At 60.0% G+C, this 14,693-nt stretch carries 15 protein-coding genes; 2 read left to right on the plus strand and 13 right to left on the minus strand.

Features of this window, described 5'->3' with window-relative positions; all coding sequences use genetic code 11:
- The 10 genes from G9C82_RS14185 to G9C82_RS14230 form a co-directional block, all read right to left on the minus strand.
- The coding region (locus G9C82_RS14185) for an ABC transporter substrate-binding protein (protein WP_127014450.1) at window positions 1-792 on the minus strand (792 nt) is incomplete at its 3' end.
- A gap of 125 nt (window positions 793-917) precedes the next feature.
- Window positions 918-1,850, minus strand: a complete 933-nt coding sequence (locus G9C82_RS14190; protein ID WP_007190604.1) for an ABC transporter ATP-binding protein — start codon at window positions 1,848-1,850, stop codon at window positions 918-920.
- Window positions 1,850-2,965: an iron ABC transporter permease gene (locus G9C82_RS14195; protein WP_127014451.1), complete on the minus strand. Its 1,116-nt coding sequence runs from the start codon at window positions 2,963-2,965 to the stop codon at window positions 1,850-1,852. The genes G9C82_RS14190 and G9C82_RS14195 overlap by 1 nt, the downstream gene beginning before the upstream one ends.
- Window positions 2,965-3,945, minus strand: coding sequence for an NAD(P)/FAD-dependent oxidoreductase (locus G9C82_RS14200; RefSeq protein ID WP_127014452.1), 981 nt, complete (start codon window positions 3,943-3,945; stop codon window positions 2,965-2,967). The genes G9C82_RS14195 and G9C82_RS14200 overlap by 1 nt, the downstream gene beginning before the upstream one ends.
- Before the next feature lie 236 nt (window positions 3,946-4,181).
- Entirely contained in the window at window positions 4,182-5,642 is a 1,461-nt protein-coding gene (locus G9C82_RS14205) for a carotenoid oxygenase family protein (protein ID WP_127014453.1), read from the minus strand.
- A gap of 53 nt (window positions 5,643-5,695) precedes the next feature.
- On the minus strand, window positions 5,696-6,685 hold the full coding sequence (locus tag G9C82_RS14210) for a DMT family transporter (RefSeq protein WP_007190607.1): 990 nt from the start codon (window positions 6,683-6,685) through the stop codon (window positions 5,696-5,698).
- Window positions 6,686-6,991: 306 nt separating this feature from the next.
- Window positions 6,992-7,261: a hypothetical protein gene (locus G9C82_RS14215; RefSeq protein ID WP_004965433.1), complete on the minus strand. Its 270-nt coding sequence runs from the start codon at window positions 7,259-7,261 to the stop codon at window positions 6,992-6,994.
- A gap of 125 nt (window positions 7,262-7,386) precedes the next feature.
- A complete protein-coding gene (locus G9C82_RS14220; RefSeq protein ID WP_127014454.1) occupies window positions 7,387-8,004 on the minus strand; it encodes a class I SAM-dependent methyltransferase in 618 nt (205 codons plus the stop codon).
- A gap of 146 nt (window positions 8,005-8,150) precedes the next feature.
- On the minus strand, window positions 8,151-8,363 hold the full coding sequence (locus G9C82_RS14225) for an SHOCT domain-containing protein (protein ID WP_007190608.1): 213 nt from the start codon (window positions 8,361-8,363) through the stop codon (window positions 8,151-8,153).
- A 220-nt stretch (window positions 8,364-8,583) separates the two neighbouring features.
- Complete coding sequence (locus tag G9C82_RS14230) at window positions 8,584-9,018, minus strand: pyridoxamine 5'-phosphate oxidase family protein (protein ID WP_127014661.1); 435 nt, start codon at window positions 9,016-9,018, stop codon at window positions 8,584-8,586.
- Window positions 9,019-9,120: 102 nt separating this feature from the next.
- Between G9C82_RS14230 and G9C82_RS14235 the strand changes: the two genes are divergently transcribed.
- Window positions 9,121-10,956 carry a bacteriohemerythrin gene (locus G9C82_RS14235; protein ID WP_127014455.1) on the plus strand — a complete coding sequence of 612 codons (1,836 nt, stop codon included), beginning with the start codon at window positions 9,121-9,123 and terminating at the stop codon, window positions 10,954-10,956.
- Window positions 10,957-11,024: 68 nt separating this feature from the next.
- Here G9C82_RS14235 and G9C82_RS14240 read toward each other — a convergent pair whose 3' ends face one another.
- Entirely contained in the window at window positions 11,025-11,498 is a 474-nt protein-coding gene (locus tag G9C82_RS14240) for a hypothetical protein (protein ID WP_004965445.1), read from the minus strand.
- 106 nt (window positions 11,499-11,604) lie between these two features.
- Between G9C82_RS14240 and G9C82_RS14245 the strand changes: the two genes are divergently transcribed.
- Window positions 11,605-12,375 carry a hypothetical protein gene (locus G9C82_RS14245; RefSeq protein WP_007190612.1) on the plus strand — a complete coding sequence of 257 codons (771 nt, stop codon included), beginning with the start codon at window positions 11,605-11,607 and terminating at the stop codon, window positions 12,373-12,375.
- Window positions 12,376-12,584: 209 nt separating this feature from the next.
- Here the strand turns inward: G9C82_RS14245 and G9C82_RS14250 are convergent, their stop codons facing one another.
- Entirely contained in the window at window positions 12,585-13,433 is an 849-nt protein-coding gene (locus tag G9C82_RS14250; protein WP_127014456.1) for a hypothetical protein, read from the minus strand.
- 87 nt (window positions 13,434-13,520) lie between these two features.
- The gene (locus tag G9C82_RS14255; protein ID WP_007190613.1) at window positions 13,521-14,447 is read right to left on the minus strand and encodes a hypothetical protein; all 927 of its coding nucleotides are present in this window, start codon (window positions 14,445-14,447) and stop codon (window positions 13,521-13,523) included.
- Between the last annotated feature and the right edge of the window lie 246 nt (window positions 14,448-14,693).

Below are 14,693 nucleotides of genomic sequence, written 5' to 3' on the forward strand. Positions count from 1 at the left end.
CCCGGGGTTGTCAAGCGTGTACGCGTATATCTCGTCAAGGTCAGCCGCGGCGAGCATCACTGCCGACGGGCGTTCCGACTCAGGTGGCAAGTTCGCGTCGATGGTCGAGCGCATTTCGTCGTGGATGGCCGCGAGCGCCTCGTAGCGGGCCTGTTCCTGAAACGCCTCAGCCACGAGTTCGAACTGCTCCCAGAGGGTGTAGTACTCGTAGTCCCCCCATCCAGACGGGGGTTCGGCGTGTCGGTCACTCAGCGAGTTGCCGAACCAGGGTGAGATGTTGGTGGCGATCTCCTCGAAATCCTTCTGGTCCCAGTTGTCCTGTTTGGCGATCCAGGCCGGGTCTGCCAGATGGATGTCACTATCCAGTTCGTACAGTTTCTCCTTGCTCGGTTCCCACGAGGAGTACAGCCCGGTCCAGTCGAGCGACACTCCCGGCAGCCGTTCGACGAACTGGTTCCAGAGCCCGCTGTAATAGTCCGGTGCGTGCATTGCCGTGACGGTATCTCCACGCCCCAGCGCGAATGCCATGTCGGCGTGGTGTGTGAGCCGTGTAAAGACGGTCTCCGGTGGCGAGTCGAAGGTCACCGCTCCCGTCGGGGACATCGACACGGAGTACGAGCCGTTCCCAGTGGGTGTGTCCGTCTCCGCCTCTGACTCCGTCCGTGTCGTCCCGACTCCCTGCTCGGCGTCACTGGTGCATCCCGCAAGCAATCCAGCGCTGAGAACCGTTCCCCCGTATTTCACGTACTCTCTCCGCGTCGGTGTCTCGGTGTCTGTGGTGTCGTCAGCCATTGTTTTAGGCTAGCCTAAAAATTATATAGTTGTTCCGGTTCACCGAGCCAGAACAATCCGGTTTCAAACGCGGACTCCAGCGTCCGCGTCAAGAATCCATCGGGCAGGGCCCAATTTCGTGGCTCCTATTCGGCAACGACTTCTTCGGCGCGGTCCGACTCAGCAGTATCGCCACCACCAGTGTGGTCGTCACCATCGTGGCGGGCCCGGATTGGATTCACGCGCGGTCCGCGTGGCGTGGCCGAGACCTCTGCCTCGATTTCGAAAACATCCGCGAGTAGTTGCTCCGTGACCACATCTTCGGGTCGTCCCCGAGCCTGTATCTCGCCGTCTTTGAGTGCGACCATCCGGTCAGCGAGGCGGGCCGCCTGCTCGAGGTCGTGCAGGACGACCACGATGGTGATATCGCTCTCATCGCGGAGCGTTTCGATTATTTCCATCACCTCAAGCTGGTGGTGCAGGTCGAGGAACGTCGTCGGCTCGTCGAGCAACAGCACGTCGGTGTCCTGTGCAAGAACCATCGCGATCCAGGCGAGTTGCTTCTGACCGCCACTGAGGCTACCGACTTCGCGCTCACGGATGTGTCCACAGCCGGCCAGATCAATCGCCCGCTCGACGGCGGCCTCGTCTTCTTCGGTGACACTGTCGAAGAACCCGCGGTGAGGGTAGCGACCGTGATACACCAGATCCTCGACCGAGATGCTGTTTGGCGACGTACTCTCCTGAGAGAGCAGGCCGAGCTTTCGGGCGATCGCTTTAGTCTCCAGCGTCTGGATGTCTTGCCCGTCCAGCAGTACCGATCCCGCGTCCGGTTCGAGCTGGTTGGCGAGGCCTTTCAGCAGCGTGCTCTTGCCCGACCCGTTCGGGCCGACGAGCGCAGTCACGGCCCCGGGTTCGGCGGTGATCGATTCACCGTCGATGACCGGTTCATCCGTCCCCGAGTACGAAAGCACCACATCGTCGCCGACCAGCGGCCGGTCCCGGCGACCGGACTGGGACCCAGCAGCGATGTCGTTGGCCGTGGCGATACCATCCGAGTTAGTGTTGTTCTGTGACATTAGATCTCACCCATCTGTTCCTGTCGCCGCATCAAGTAGAGGAAGTACGGGCCGCCGACGACGCCAGTGACGACGCCGACCGGAACCTGTGCGGGATTCAGGGCCAGCCGTGCACCAACGTCCGCAACGACCATCAACGCCGGCCCGACGAACACGCAGCCGATGAGGAGTCGGCGGTAGTCACTCCCGACGATGAGTCGGACGATGTGTGGAACCACGAGGCCGAAGAACCCGATGATCCCCGCAACGGAGATTGCCGTACTGGCCGCCAGAATGGCGACCGCGGACAGCATGAACCGGACCCGCTCGACACTCATCCCGAGCGAACTCGCGGTCTCCTCGCCGAGCAGGAGGAGGTTCAGTTGCCGTGCGCCGGCCAGCGCAAGTAGCGTCGCGGCCAGCGTCGGGATGACAGCGATACGGAACTCCTCCCAGCCGACGCCCGTGAGCGAACCGGTAATCCAGGCCAGTGCTGACTGGACAACGCCCAGATCGTCAGCGAAGAAGAACAGCCCCCGCTGGAGGGACGTAAACACCATGTTGACGATGACACCGGCCAGAACCAGTCTAACCGGACTCGTTCCGCCCTTCCACGCGATCATGTACACGAGTAAGAACGCGATGGAGCCACCGACCGCAGCAAACAGCGGGAGAAGCGGGGCGAGACTGCTGAACAGAACGAGAGTCAGCAGTACGGTGAGTCCCGCCCCGGAACTCACGCCTAGCACGAACGGACTTGCCAGTTCGTTACGTGTCACGGCCTGGAATATCGCCCCGGAGACGGCGAGGCACATCCCCGCAAGCACGGCGACGATTACCCGCGGCATCCGAATGTTCCAGACGATGAGCGTCCGTTTCGGCAGTTCGGGAAGCTCTGCCCCGAAGAAAAACGACTGCCATGCCTGAACGCTGAACCACACCTTCGGGTCGAACACGGCTTGCCACGCCTGAAGGATCGTCATCGAGTACGCTCCGAAACTCACCTGCAGGAGACCAGCCCCGAAGGCGACGGCAACGCTCGCAACACACAACCCGAACAGGGACCCGTCGAGAGTGTCGAGCCAGGCTCTGGCTTGCGACCATACATCGGTGGCTCCGCGTGTCTCGCTGGCCATTACTCGCTCACCTCCGCGCATCCGTCGCTCGCGCCGAGGTAGTTCCGGATCGTTTTGTCATCCATCGCATCGAGAACAGCGGTCTGGTCGAGCCCCGAAACGACCGCCGCGGGGTCCAGATAGCCTGCCAGTGCTTCTTGCCCTGTTTCTGTGCGATCAGCTATCTCGTCGGATGTTATATACGACGAGCGCCGTTCATCAAGAGCCGCCTCACGGACCCGCTGGAACCGATCCGAATCGGGCTCGACCGGAGCATCCTCGGCGTACCGGTCGTCGAAATATTCGACCCAGGTTGCTCGTTCTGTCCATTCGTCGTCTAGTTCAGCTTCGCGTCGGACCCAGTCCACACCGTCAGCGACAGCCTCCCACCAGCCGTCGTCAAGTCTCGTCTCCGCGATCACCCGACGTGCGACCCGTCCGCCTCGACCGGCCGCAATGATAGCCTGCATATCAGCGGCTTCGGACGGTGATGCAACGTAGAGACCCGGAACCGGTGTTGTTCCGTCCGCGTCAGCATACCCGCGGTCGAAGGTTTCCCGTTCCTCGCCGTCGTGTTCGTACGTCTCAAATATTGCCGCATCGTCGTCCAGACCACGCATATACTCGCCATCGTAGCGGGTCGCCGCAATGACGCGACGGGTCGTGGCCGTCTCTCCGTCCTGCGTCTCGACGACAAACCCCTCCCCATCATCGGTTCTGTCGAGCGAGTCGACCAGATCGGAGACGATGGTACAGCCGGCGGTTTCGGCGTGGTCCTGAATGCGGTCATACAGCGTCTCAATGTCGATACCGGCCGGGAAACCGAGGTAGTTTTCGAGGTAGGCACAGCGCTTGAGCGACGACCGGCCGCGGTCGTAGATGACCGTATCGAGGCCCGCTCTGGCCGTGAACACCCCCGCCGAACAACCGGCTGGACCGCCCCCGACGATGATGACATCGTGGTCGAACGTCGTCTCCGTCAGGGTCCCCGTTGTCGCCATGTTCACGACGCTCCGTCCGGCGTCGGTGGCACTGACAGCCGGTGTGTCGGTTCCGAAGTGTCGATCGATTCGTTCAACATACTGTTTAGGCCAGCCTAAATGGATAAAGCGTTTTCGAAGTTTAGGCAGACCGAACATCATGTAAAAAATCTGCTGTTCCGGTCAGAGCGACACTGTCTGGGTGGGCAAATCTGAGAAGTGATGAAGTCGTATTAAGAAGGGGTCCCCCCGACGACTCAGTCGCCAGCCGCCACCCGGAGCTCGGGGAAGTATCGGCCGTGGAAATCAAACGGGGCTGCGTGGGGGAGCGATGCGCTGGCGCGCTCCTCGAACGTCTGACCGTCGAGGACGAGCAGCCAGGACCGATCGGCGTCTGCATCCAGCGCAACGACTAGCACCACGCCGTCATCCTCGGTGTCGCCGTCGGGTGCAGGGACAAACACCGGCTCGCCGAAGTAGTCCCCTCCGTCGTCGAACGTCTCGACAGCGCCCGTGTCCGTGTCGAGTTTCAGCACGCGCCGGGCCCACTCGGTGACTGGAGTATCCATCCCCATCGCGTACACGTACCGGTGCGGACGACACCAGCGAGCCGGTGAGACGGTCGGCAGCGCACTGCCGTCAGGGTACAACATCTCGCGTGACACCGCCGCGTCGACGTCGCCGTAGCGAGGGGCACCGCTTCCGGTACCGAGGTCCACAGTGAACCGCTCGATGCGGCCGACGATAGCGCCCATCTCGCCTGCACGAAGGTTGTCCAGATATAGCGAGTCGATGGTCGTCGCGTCGGGTACTGTTTCGAGGTCGAACACCAGTTCCCTGCCCCCATCTCGCTCGAACGCGTTGACGTGGTGAAAGCCGAACACGGCGTCGATGACCGGCTCAGCGACGACGGTTCCCGTAGTCCGGTCCATGACGATGATTCGGGTTCCGCGGTCTGGTGCCCACTCGAACTGCTCGATAAACGGTGCCTGCCGGCCGGGCTTGAGAAACCGTCGCGGGTCGAGTCGGAGTGGGAACTCCGTCAGCACAACGTACCGCGGCGTGAGCGCGAAACTGTGCATATATGCCGGCTGGTCGGTGTCGACACTCCCAACGTGTCGCCGGGCCCCATCGGGTGACATGGCAGTGACGTGGTACTGGCTGGTCCGTCCGAACGCCGTGTCGACGTTCACGAGGACGCCGCTCGTCGGGTCGCGTTTGAGGTGGGCACAGGAGAGTTGCCCAGTCGGGACGCCGTCGTCGTGTTCAACGTGACCCATCGTTTCGAGCGTATTCGGGTCGAAGCGCACTTTCCGGGGCGATTCGGTCAAGGCGACGTACTCACCACCGAACCGCTCGGCGATAATGTTCGTGTTGTCGTACGGGTCAGTCAGGAACGTCGCCAGCCGCGAGCGGAGCGTCGTCTCGCCGGTCGCAAAGCCGCCTTCGAACTCGCCGCTCGTCGCCGCCTCGTACGCGTCCGTCCGGAGGAAGCGGTTCCGATAGTGCACGGCGTCACTGTCGGGGTCAAAGGTGAACCGGTACAGCATCGCGAACCCGTCGAACCAGTGGTCGACACTGCTACCGTTTGGGAGGGAGAACGCGCCGGGTCCGTTCCGGATGAGACTGCCACGGAGCCAGTCCGGGAGGTCACCGGTCACGGAGATGGATGCCGCCGTCTCGTCGTGTAGCGAGTGGAACCCAGGGTGGGAAGTCATACCGTTACAATGGGTGACAGCGGCTAAGGCCTGACGCCCATGCTATCAGGGCATCACTCTCGTGTCGTGTACGCGTTCCCGCTGACGACGACACAGTCGTCCTGTGGCCCGTACGGTCGGTACGACGGCGAGTCTGTCCGGCGGCGGCGTAGCGACCGGAGCACGTCGGCTTTCACCCACGCGAAGCCGACCACGATGACAGCGAAGCCGGCGACGGTCACCGGACCGAGTGTTTCACCGAGCAGGAGCCAGCCGCTGATAGCCGTCACTGCTGGCACCACGTACGAAACCAGACTGGTTTCAGCGGCACCAACTGTGCTTATCAGGCGGAAGTAGAGGAGGAACCCGATTGCGCTGGCGACGATACCGAGATACGCGATCGCAGCTAGCTGTTCAAGCCCAACGGTGACGGTTCCGAGTTGCTCCGAGGGCAGCCCTACGCTGACGGCGTGCAGGATGGCAGCACCGAGCAGCGTCATCCAGGCCTGCAGGCTCACGAGCGGGAGCGAACTGGTGTAGCGTTCGGTCAGGACTGCACCGACAGCGAAGGCGACAGCGGAACTGATGAGGAGGGCGACGCCGAGCAGGCGGCCGCCGACCGCTCCCGGTGTGGGGTTCGCAATAATAACCACGCCGATAAACCCACAGACGGTGCCGATGAGTTCGTGCGGTCGAGCCCTGTAGCTCGGAATCAGTGTCGATGCGAACGCCGGCGTCACAACCGGCGTGAGACTGAGCAGGATTGCGCCGAAGGAACTCGGGACGTACTGCTGTCCAAGGAACAGAAGCGCGAAGTGTGCGCCGATGAGGACAGTCCCGCCGATGAGAATCAGCGACCAGTCATCGCGGGTCTGTGGGCGCAGTGACCGGCCTCGCCAGAGGGCATAGCCAAGCAGGACGACTGCAGCGATGTCGTGTCGGACAGCTGCCAGCAGCACCGGCGGGACGCTTTCGAGACCAGTCTTGATCGCCACAAAGGAGAGTCCCCAGATGAGTGCAAGCGCAGCAAACAGCAAGCCGATATATCGTGTCGAGTGTGTCATTCCAGTAGAGACCAATCGTATGTGCTGGAGGAGTATGAAGCTTCTATCGCCACTGTGACGCACACACACGGCCTCTACGGCCCGGACTGCTGTTCAGAAGTTCTCGAAAACAGTGTGTATCCGCAGTGCTTTCGAAGCCAGTTGTACCGAGACGTATTGTTCTACTCTGGTCCGTAACACGGAGTTCTCATTCGGCCACCGAACAGTCTCTCGGTCCACTGTTAGTAATCTCAAAAACGAGGGTGATGCCCACGTCGGCAGTTCCGAGCGGATGCTCCGAGTCAGCATCCAGGTGTATGGCCCGAGTCAGGTCGACACCGTGTCGAAATGCCAGCCCGGGTCGGTCCCGGTTTCGTCAATGTGCTCCGACCGGCACGCCGGACAGCAGTCAGGGACAGCAGTTTCAGACCGGGGAACGTACACCGCGCCGTCACATTCCACACAGGCGTCCGCGACGACTGTCACGCAGTCTGCACAGAGATTGAAGTCGTCGACTGTGAGGTCTCGCAGGGGTTCGAGTTGTTTGTCCAAGAGGTACTCGTCGATAGCCGCCTGACAGTTTTGGCACAGTTGCATAGCGATCCAATTTGATGCATGATACCGTGACACAAATAGTTGCTGCCCGGTTATCGATTGTGAATGTCCCGACGGGTAGCTGTTCGATTATGGAGTCGCCCAGAAGTGACAGATACCAATGCGGGCTACGGCGCACGGAACACGCGAATAGTGTCCCGAGAGGTGGGTTCTCGAATTAGTTGTGCGAACCCGAGCTCTGAGAACACCTGCTTCCAGTTGCGGTGATACAGCGGGAAATCGTCATCGACGTAGCTCACGTCAGTGTCTGCGCGTCCACGTTCGGGGCTGTTGCCTTCGTTTTCGGCGATTACGAGGAGGTCGCCGGCAATACGGGCGATTTCTTCGAACACCCATGCGTCGTCCGGGTGGATGTGCTGGAGCGTCTCAACCGAATAGGCGACATCGAAGGCATCGTCCTCGAACTCAGTAACAATGTCTTCGAGGGCACCGGTGTGGAACGTCCCCGAATCCGCGAGCTGCGGGTAGTGCTCAGCCATCACGTCAAAGGATTCGTCGTTGATGTCGATACCAGTGAGATTCCCGTATCCGCTGGTCTGCAGGTGTGCCAGATGGCGGCCCGAGCCACAGCCCAGTTCGATGATTCGGGCGTCGTCGTGGACGTAGTGGTCGAGCACGTTGACCAGTGTCTCACTCACCTCATTCGGTCCGAGTTCGGCGTAGTACGCCGGCGAGAACTTCCCGGAACGGGAGGCCCAGTCGTCTCGAACGTCGTCCGGGTCCATACCCACCGTACACCGTTGTAGAATAAATGTACCACGAAGTGCGTGTCAGGCAGTCGTGGGCGCAAGCAGGGTGACACAGTTTACGCTGCTACGGGTGACGCTCCTTCCGCCAACTAACAGCGGCTGAAAACTGCCAGTGTCGTGGCCTATGACTCGTGCTGGAGCAAGCGGTCAGCCCGCGTTTCAAGTTCGTTCTCGTCAATCTCACCGGATGCGTACTGCTGTTTAAGCGTTTCCAGTGAATCCGGCTCAACCGTCGCCTCGCGCTGTAGCTGCACGTACAGCAGGCCCCCTATCGCCACAACAGCGATGATGAACGCTGCGAGCACCAGCCACCAACCGACCGGAGTCGTGCCCATACCCATTCCCCCACCGTGGGGCCCCATCGGTCCGTGCTGGAGTAGCGCAGTTGTTGGCGGTAGCATCTGGAACACCTCTGTTTGTATATACGGGCCTCACAACATAATTACGTGCGCTGGTTCCCGAGAAGTGAGAACGCAAGCCGCGACGCGGAGCAGCGAATACAGCGCTCCAGAGGAGTTCGATACCCGCTGCTGTTAGTGGATTGCAACACCGGTTTCACCCGACTCGGAATTCACGTCCATACCAGTCGTCGATTCGAAGTTCGTACGGCGTCGTCGTCGATGTGTCGTCCCAGCTGACTGGGTTCGGGGCGAACTGTGTGTTGCTGGCCAGCGAGGCAAGGGCCGGTTCTACCTCGCCGTACGTCGTCTCTACTAGCTCACCCGTGACCACGACGCTTCGCCAGACCGATTTGGGCTCGGTTTCCTCGTACACCATGAACCCGACGGTGGCGTCCGCGGTCAGATACCGGTGTTTCTGGCTATCGTCGCTCTCTGACAGGTGAAACGCAAGGCTATCCGTCGCCGGTTCGTACCCGAACGCGACCGGGAACGGATACGGGGCCGCCCCCGTCGGGCCGGACAGCGCCAGCACGCCGATTCCGTTGTCAGTGAGGACATCAACGACCGCTTCGTCACGTAATTCTCGCATCCCGGATGCAACGTTATCTGGCAACTACTTGGAGAGCAGACCGCATTTTCATTCGGTGAGAACGTGAGAGTTGCTTTTCAAATAATGGGTAACAGAACAGGTATGGGCACAGATTCGACAGGGGAGTTCGCCGAGTGGGATGACGAACGGTACAGCACGAATATCGAGCGGTTCGATGAACAGCACAAGCGCCTGTTCGGGCTGCTGAACGACCTCCACACGGCGATGAACGAGGGCCATTCCGAGGAGGAGGTCGGTGACATTCTCCGGGAACTCGAACGCTACACGGAGTACCATTTCGGTGACGAGGAAGAGTTCATGCAGAACTGTGGCTACGCCATGGACTGCAGCGACTGTTTCTACAACCACCGTGAAATGCACGAGGAGTTCGCCGACAAAGTGCGAGAACTCCGCGAGAAACACGAAAACGGGGAGTACGTCACGATGGAGGTCCTGACAGTTGCCCGGGACTGGCTCGATGCGCACATCGCCGCCGGCGACGAGGACCAGAACTACGCTGACTACTTCCAGACAGAGGTCAGCGACGACTACGAGTACGAACCCGGGCAGCTCTATCATGACCGGACGGCATCAGAAGACCCCGTCCCAGTTGATCGCCAGAGCGAGGACGCCGGCGTGCGCCTCGACAGCGACATCTACGACAGAGCCTCGCTTTCGGTCCCGGACGGGTCAGTAGCGGCCTGGTTCGAAGACATCGTTTCGGACCACGGGGACCGGACCGCGGCGCTCGTCCGAGATGACGGCGAGTTCGTCGAACGGAGTTTCGAAGAGCTGGCCGAGCGGGCGAAGGCAGTTGCGGGCGGCCTCCTCTCGACGGAACTGCGCCCCGGGGACCGACTGGCAATCAGAGCACAGTCCCAATACGAGTGGTCCGTACTCGACCTGGCCTGTCACTTCGCCGGGCTGGTCCCGGTTGCACTCTACCCGTCCGCGAGCGACGACCGGGCAGCCCAGATTATCGAGCGGACCGGCGCAACCGGACTCGTGGCAGCGGGAGACGTGGCCGACGACCTCGCGATGGCCGTCGAAACCGTGCTCGATTTCGAGGACTTACCGACTGCTGAGGCGAGAGTGCTGCCCGGTCTGCAGACGGACGGTGACGAGGTTGCGACAGTCGCGTTCGACGTGGCTTCCCCCGCAGAGAAGGCCGGCTGTGCGCTGACACATCGAAATCTTCTGGCGGCAGCAGAGAGCCTCCGCGAGGCGCTTCCTACTGGTCCCGGAGCGACCGGGACCTGTTCGCTTCCGCTGGCACACATCTATCAGCGTGTTTCGACATACTACCTCTGGGCGACCGGGAGTGCCGTCGCATACCTCGGGGCCGAGGAGTTTATCGACCAACTCGCGGCTGTTGAGCCGGAGGTGCTCGTCGGTGTCCCAAAGATGTACCAGCAGCTCTACGGGACGATACAGGACCGTCTGGGTGACATGGGCTGGATGAAACGGAAGGTCGGCGGTCGAGTGGCGTCCTACGGGGAGGGTATCGTCGAAGGCCAGGGAACGCCGCTGAAATACAGAGCCGCCAACCGGCTCGTGTACAAGCCGCTGCGGCAAGAAGCGGGGTTATCAAACCTCACCTACGCTCTCTCCGGGACTGGCCGACTCGACGACCATCTGCTGTACTTCTTCCGGGGGCTTGGCGTTCCGGTATGCGAGCTATACGGTTCGGTCGGAACAACCGGTGTCGGCGCACTGAACCCGGCAGAATCCTTCGTCCAGGGGTCGATTGGCGACCCAATGCCGGGCGTTGAAATCGCTGTCTCCGAAAACAGAGAACTACTGATCCGTGGGCCAACCGTCCTCGGTGGGTTCCTCGACGACGGCCAGACTGGCTCACAAACGCTTCGGGACGACTGGTATCACACCGGCGAAGTCGGTGAGGTGGGGCCGGACGGCACGCTGTCGGTCGGCGAGTGAGCGCCGTCAGGCGGGCAGTAAACACCCCGGTTACCGTTCAGCCAAAGAGGATTGCGCTTCAACTCAGGTCAGACGATCCGAGACCCGAGTGCGACGAGTGGCACGAGGACGAGTAGATACGCAGCCGCCGAAATCGCCCAGTCCCGTCGGATGTCCGCCATCCGAGCCGACGGCAGTCGGGAACGTGGGAGCACGACAAAGACAAAGAAGCCAACCATCAGCGAATAGAGGACCGCAGCAGCGACTACTGTCGCGAGTATTGACTGGCCACCGAGAAGGCCTTCGCTGGTGAGAAGCATCCAGACGAACAACGGCCCAGTCAACCAGCCAGCGATGTAATGGACGACGTTCGCAAGCCGACCCGGCGCGTCGGCTGGGACACTGTTTGTTAACACACCGGAGGCAATGAACGGCGGTGTTTCGCCTTCCGGCAGTCTGGCCATTACCAGATCCATCACAACCGTCGCGGCGACAGCGGCAACCACCCCGATAACAAACCGAAATGACACCGTAAGCGCCGTAACAAGAGGTACCGACTCCATGTACCACTGAGAGGGCGGGGCTGTATTCTGTCTGACGGTTCAGGCCGACTGTGATACCGATTTGTTGGGTGCGAAAGCCTGTGAGGGCGTACCCCGTAAGGGCTTCATGCGCACACAGGATGCAGGACACCGAGCGGCAGCAGTCGCTGCTATCGCTGACCGCGATTATCGGCGGGCTGGAGATGAATACACGCGGGCTGGGTGGCGAGTTCTCTCGGACCCGCGAGAAGGCATTGAGCCGTTCGGTGCTGACGAGAAGGGCTGGGTCGGTGACGGGCTTCAGTACCTCGCAACAAGCGCGGTCTGTTACCGTGTCGCCGGAAACGACACACGCGCCACCCGTCGTGGCGTCGAGGGCGTCGCCGTGGCCAAGGATTTGACCAACGGGCTCGAGCATCCGGTTCAGCACGCTTGTCTCGATGAGTTCGTCGCGGATTTCCGAACCGTTGCAGGGCTCGACGGTGTCGAGGCGGCGTACCGCGAGGCGGAATCAGCCTACAAAGACGCTGGAAGTGCTATTGACAACCCGCAGGCGTGGGGGACGACGCCGCTGTTCGAGTCCGCTGCAACGCTCATCCAGCAGGTCGCCCGTGGCCCCGCCAACGGCGAAATCGCTCTTCCCTGGGAAGACCTCCATGGCACAGACCCGGGCGACCCCGGCAGGTTCCTCGCACAGCGAGCTGTCGTCAAACGCCAGCGGTTCCCAAGTCTTATTCAGCAGGTCATTAACGACGGCTTCCTTGCGACCCCTCGGGGGACGACGGAGTACGACACCGACCACCACCGCTGCCCACACTGTGGCTCGACAGATGTGAACTGGGTCGCAGAGAGCGTTGTGTGCCTTCGATGTTCCCGTCCAACAGACGAGACCAGCTAATACGCAGTGTCTGTTTTCAAAGTAGGGCAAGATGTTAGCACTGTGGGACTATATTTCGACAATACGGCTACAAATATGACTTGTAGAAGGCTATCTTGGCTATTTCTCTCTTGTTTTAATATCACTTCGTCTATCTTAGTCGTGTGTGAGCTTACTCAGACTGTGAAGAACTGAAGTCGAAAGATATCTATGCAGACCAATTGCGCTGGTCACGTTGTCGGTTCAGTCGACTCGGGTAGTGACTCCGAGTCGGTACGGGCTTGGATTAGAAGTCGCCGATTAACAATGTGATCGACAACGGTAGTGCTATCGAGAATTTCCGTCTCACTGTCGTGGGTTTCTGGGTCGCCGGTGTACCGTCGTATCTTGAACGAATCCATTGCGTTTCGGTTCTCTGAGACTGGTTCGATAACTTCGAGGTACTCACCGGTGGTGGTGTTGCGATAGGTTTCGCCCGTGGCAAAGCCGACAACGGGGACATCCGCAGGCCACTGCCATGAGAACTGCCGAAGATACTGGTCGAACTGCCAGACGAGATGTGCCGGGTCAAGATCGTCATCAAGCGCTCCCACAGCGGCGGAATCGAGTGTCCGGTCCCAGTAGTCCACGACACACTTCTTGAGGTCGTCTTGCAGACAGTCCTCAACCAGTTTCTGCTCGATCGGATAACCGATTTCGATGGCAACGATAGCGTGTCGGTCAAGATGGGTGAGACAACGCTGGCATTCGATCTCGAACACGGACAGGCCAAGTGGGTTATCCGCAGTCAAGTGCGCCAGTTCGTTTCCGCAATTGGGACACCAGAGAAACAACACCCCGTTGTCTGCACCGGACAGTTCACCGAGCACAGTCAGGTCATCAAACGCAGTGTCAGGTTCGTTCGTCCGAGACTCGGATATCGACTCCGGAGCGGCCTCTGCGGCATCATCCGCGTATTTGGCCAACTTTCGGTCTTTCAGTAGTGACTTGATAACCGAATCGTGCGAGGAGTGCGACTCCGTGTCACGTATCTTCTCTATCTGTTCTTTTGTCCAATCACGTACGCGGATAGTTGCCATTTGCCACACATTCAAACCAAACTGCAAAAACAGTTTCCTTTTATAATGATGGTTAACCTTCGCGCACAATCACCACGTAGAGGGCCGTTAATGACTGGCAGCAGAGATACGCCGCTTGATTTCGGCGTTCGAGACACGTATCTGGTTGGCTGCCAGTCGATGAGTGACGAGGTCGAGGAGGTCCAGTTCTGACAGTAGTCTCCGTGCATGTGTCTGGCTCAGATCGAGACGCTGGGTCACCTCGTCCAGAGAGTTGGACTGGGTAACAGTCTGAGCGAGCTGGGCCACGGTCACGTCCTGAGAGATACCGAGTCCATCCGCAACAAGGTTGTCGTCGCTGTCCTGCGAGTCAGCCTCGGCAAGCAGGTCAGCGACAGATCTGGCACCCAGTCCGTCCGGTTCTTCGGGTTGACTGTTGTCGCTCACCCTGTCGTCAGAAGGGTCTGACCCGGCATCGGGACCTGCATCGGTGTCAGTATCGGACTCTGCCTGCACGTCTGCAAGACTGAGTCCGCCTGCCTGTGGCGTCGTGTCCGTCGGGTCGTGGATATCGTACTCCACCATATACCGGCGCACAGTTTCGGAAGTCACGTCGGCATCAAGCGCCTCGGTCATCTCCGGGAACGTATCGCAGGCATCGTATGCTGCCTGGAGTGCCTCAGGGTCCTTGTACGCTGGCACGGAATCCGACTGCGAGAGGGTTTCCGCCAGTTCGTTGGACGTGTCCCCCTGATCGCCTGATGGGACCGGTATGTTGGTTCCAACAGGGACGGTAACCGTCACGTCAATCTCGATCCGTTTATCAATCACATCAAACTCCTCAGCGTCGACGGAGACGTCATCATGTATCGATACGCCACCGAATACCGGCGTCGCGAGCGTCAGGTCGGCACTGATCTCGTCGTTATCCGCGGTTGTCTGGCCCCTGACTGAAACCGATTTGACCTCAGTGTCAGACGAATCTAGGCATTCGAGTACCTGCGTGAACGTCTCAAAGGCGTCACTAACTACCATATGTCATCCACGCTCACAGTCCCACTATTACATACGGGAAGAGGAGAAATTTGCCACAATAGACGAAAGAGACAGATTTGGTCCCTCAACCACGCTACAGTCAAAATACCGTGTGTACAGAATGTGCACATTGACTGCGATAGCGAAATATTGCCTGTCATTTTACACCCTTAGAGTGTAAATAAAATTGCGTTCATAGACTGTACTTTCCAGAATGTACCAGCAGATTATATTTACACCCTTAGG

This window comes from Haloarcula sp. R1-2 (genome assembly GCF_011627385.1).
Lineage (GTDB): Archaea > Halobacteriota > Halobacteria > Halobacteriales > Haloarculaceae > Haloarcula > Haloarcula marismortui.

Bases quoted from the DNA above. Each gene is read 5' to 3' on its own strand.
- G9C82_RS14235 (WP_127014455.1), top strand. From the start codon at position 9,121: ATGGGCACAGATTCGACAGGGGAGTTCGCCGAGTGGGATGACGAACGG.
- G9C82_RS14250 (WP_127014456.1), bottom strand. From the start codon at position 13,433: ATGGCAACTATCCGCGTACGTGATTGGACAAAAGAACAGATAGAGAAG.
- G9C82_RS14215 (WP_004965433.1), bottom strand. From the start codon at position 7,261: ATGCAACTGTGCCAAAACTGTCAGGCGGCTATCGACGAGTACCTCTTG.
- G9C82_RS14200 (WP_127014452.1), bottom strand. From the start codon at position 3,945: ATGGCGACAACGGGGACCCTGACGGAGACGACGTTCGACCACGATGTC.
- G9C82_RS14225 (WP_007190608.1), bottom strand. From the start codon at position 8,363: ATGGGCACGACTCCGGTCGGTTGGTGGCTGGTGCTCGCAGCGTTCATC.
- G9C82_RS14240 (WP_004965445.1), bottom strand. From the start codon at position 11,498: ATGGAGTCGGTACCTCTTGTTACGGCGCTTACGGTGTCATTTCGGTTT.
- G9C82_RS14220 (WP_127014454.1), bottom strand. From the start codon at position 8,004: ATGGACCCGGACGACGTTCGAGACGACTGGGCCTCCCGTTCCGGGAAG.
- G9C82_RS14205 (WP_127014453.1), bottom strand. From the start codon at position 5,642: ATGACTTCCCACCCTGGGTTCCACTCGCTACACGACGAGACGGCGGCA.
- G9C82_RS14255 (WP_007190613.1), bottom strand. From the start codon at position 14,447: ATGGTAGTTAGTGACGCCTTTGAGACGTTCACGCAGGTACTCGAATGC.
- G9C82_RS14245 (WP_007190612.1), top strand. From the start codon at position 11,605: ATGCGCACACAGGATGCAGGACACCGAGCGGCAGCAGTCGCTGCTATC.
- G9C82_RS14195 (WP_127014451.1), bottom strand. From the start codon at position 2,965: ATGGCCAGCGAGACACGCGGAGCCACCGATGTATGGTCGCAAGCCAGA.
- G9C82_RS14190 (WP_007190604.1), bottom strand. From the start codon at position 1,850: ATGTCACAGAACAACACTAACTCGGATGGTATCGCCACGGCCAACGAC.
- G9C82_RS14210 (WP_007190607.1), bottom strand. From the start codon at position 6,685: ATGACACACTCGACACGATATATCGGCTTGCTGTTTGCTGCGCTTGCA.
- G9C82_RS14230 (WP_127014661.1), bottom strand. From the start codon at position 9,018: ATGCGAGAATTACGTGACGAAGCGGTCGTTGATGTCCTCACTGACAAC.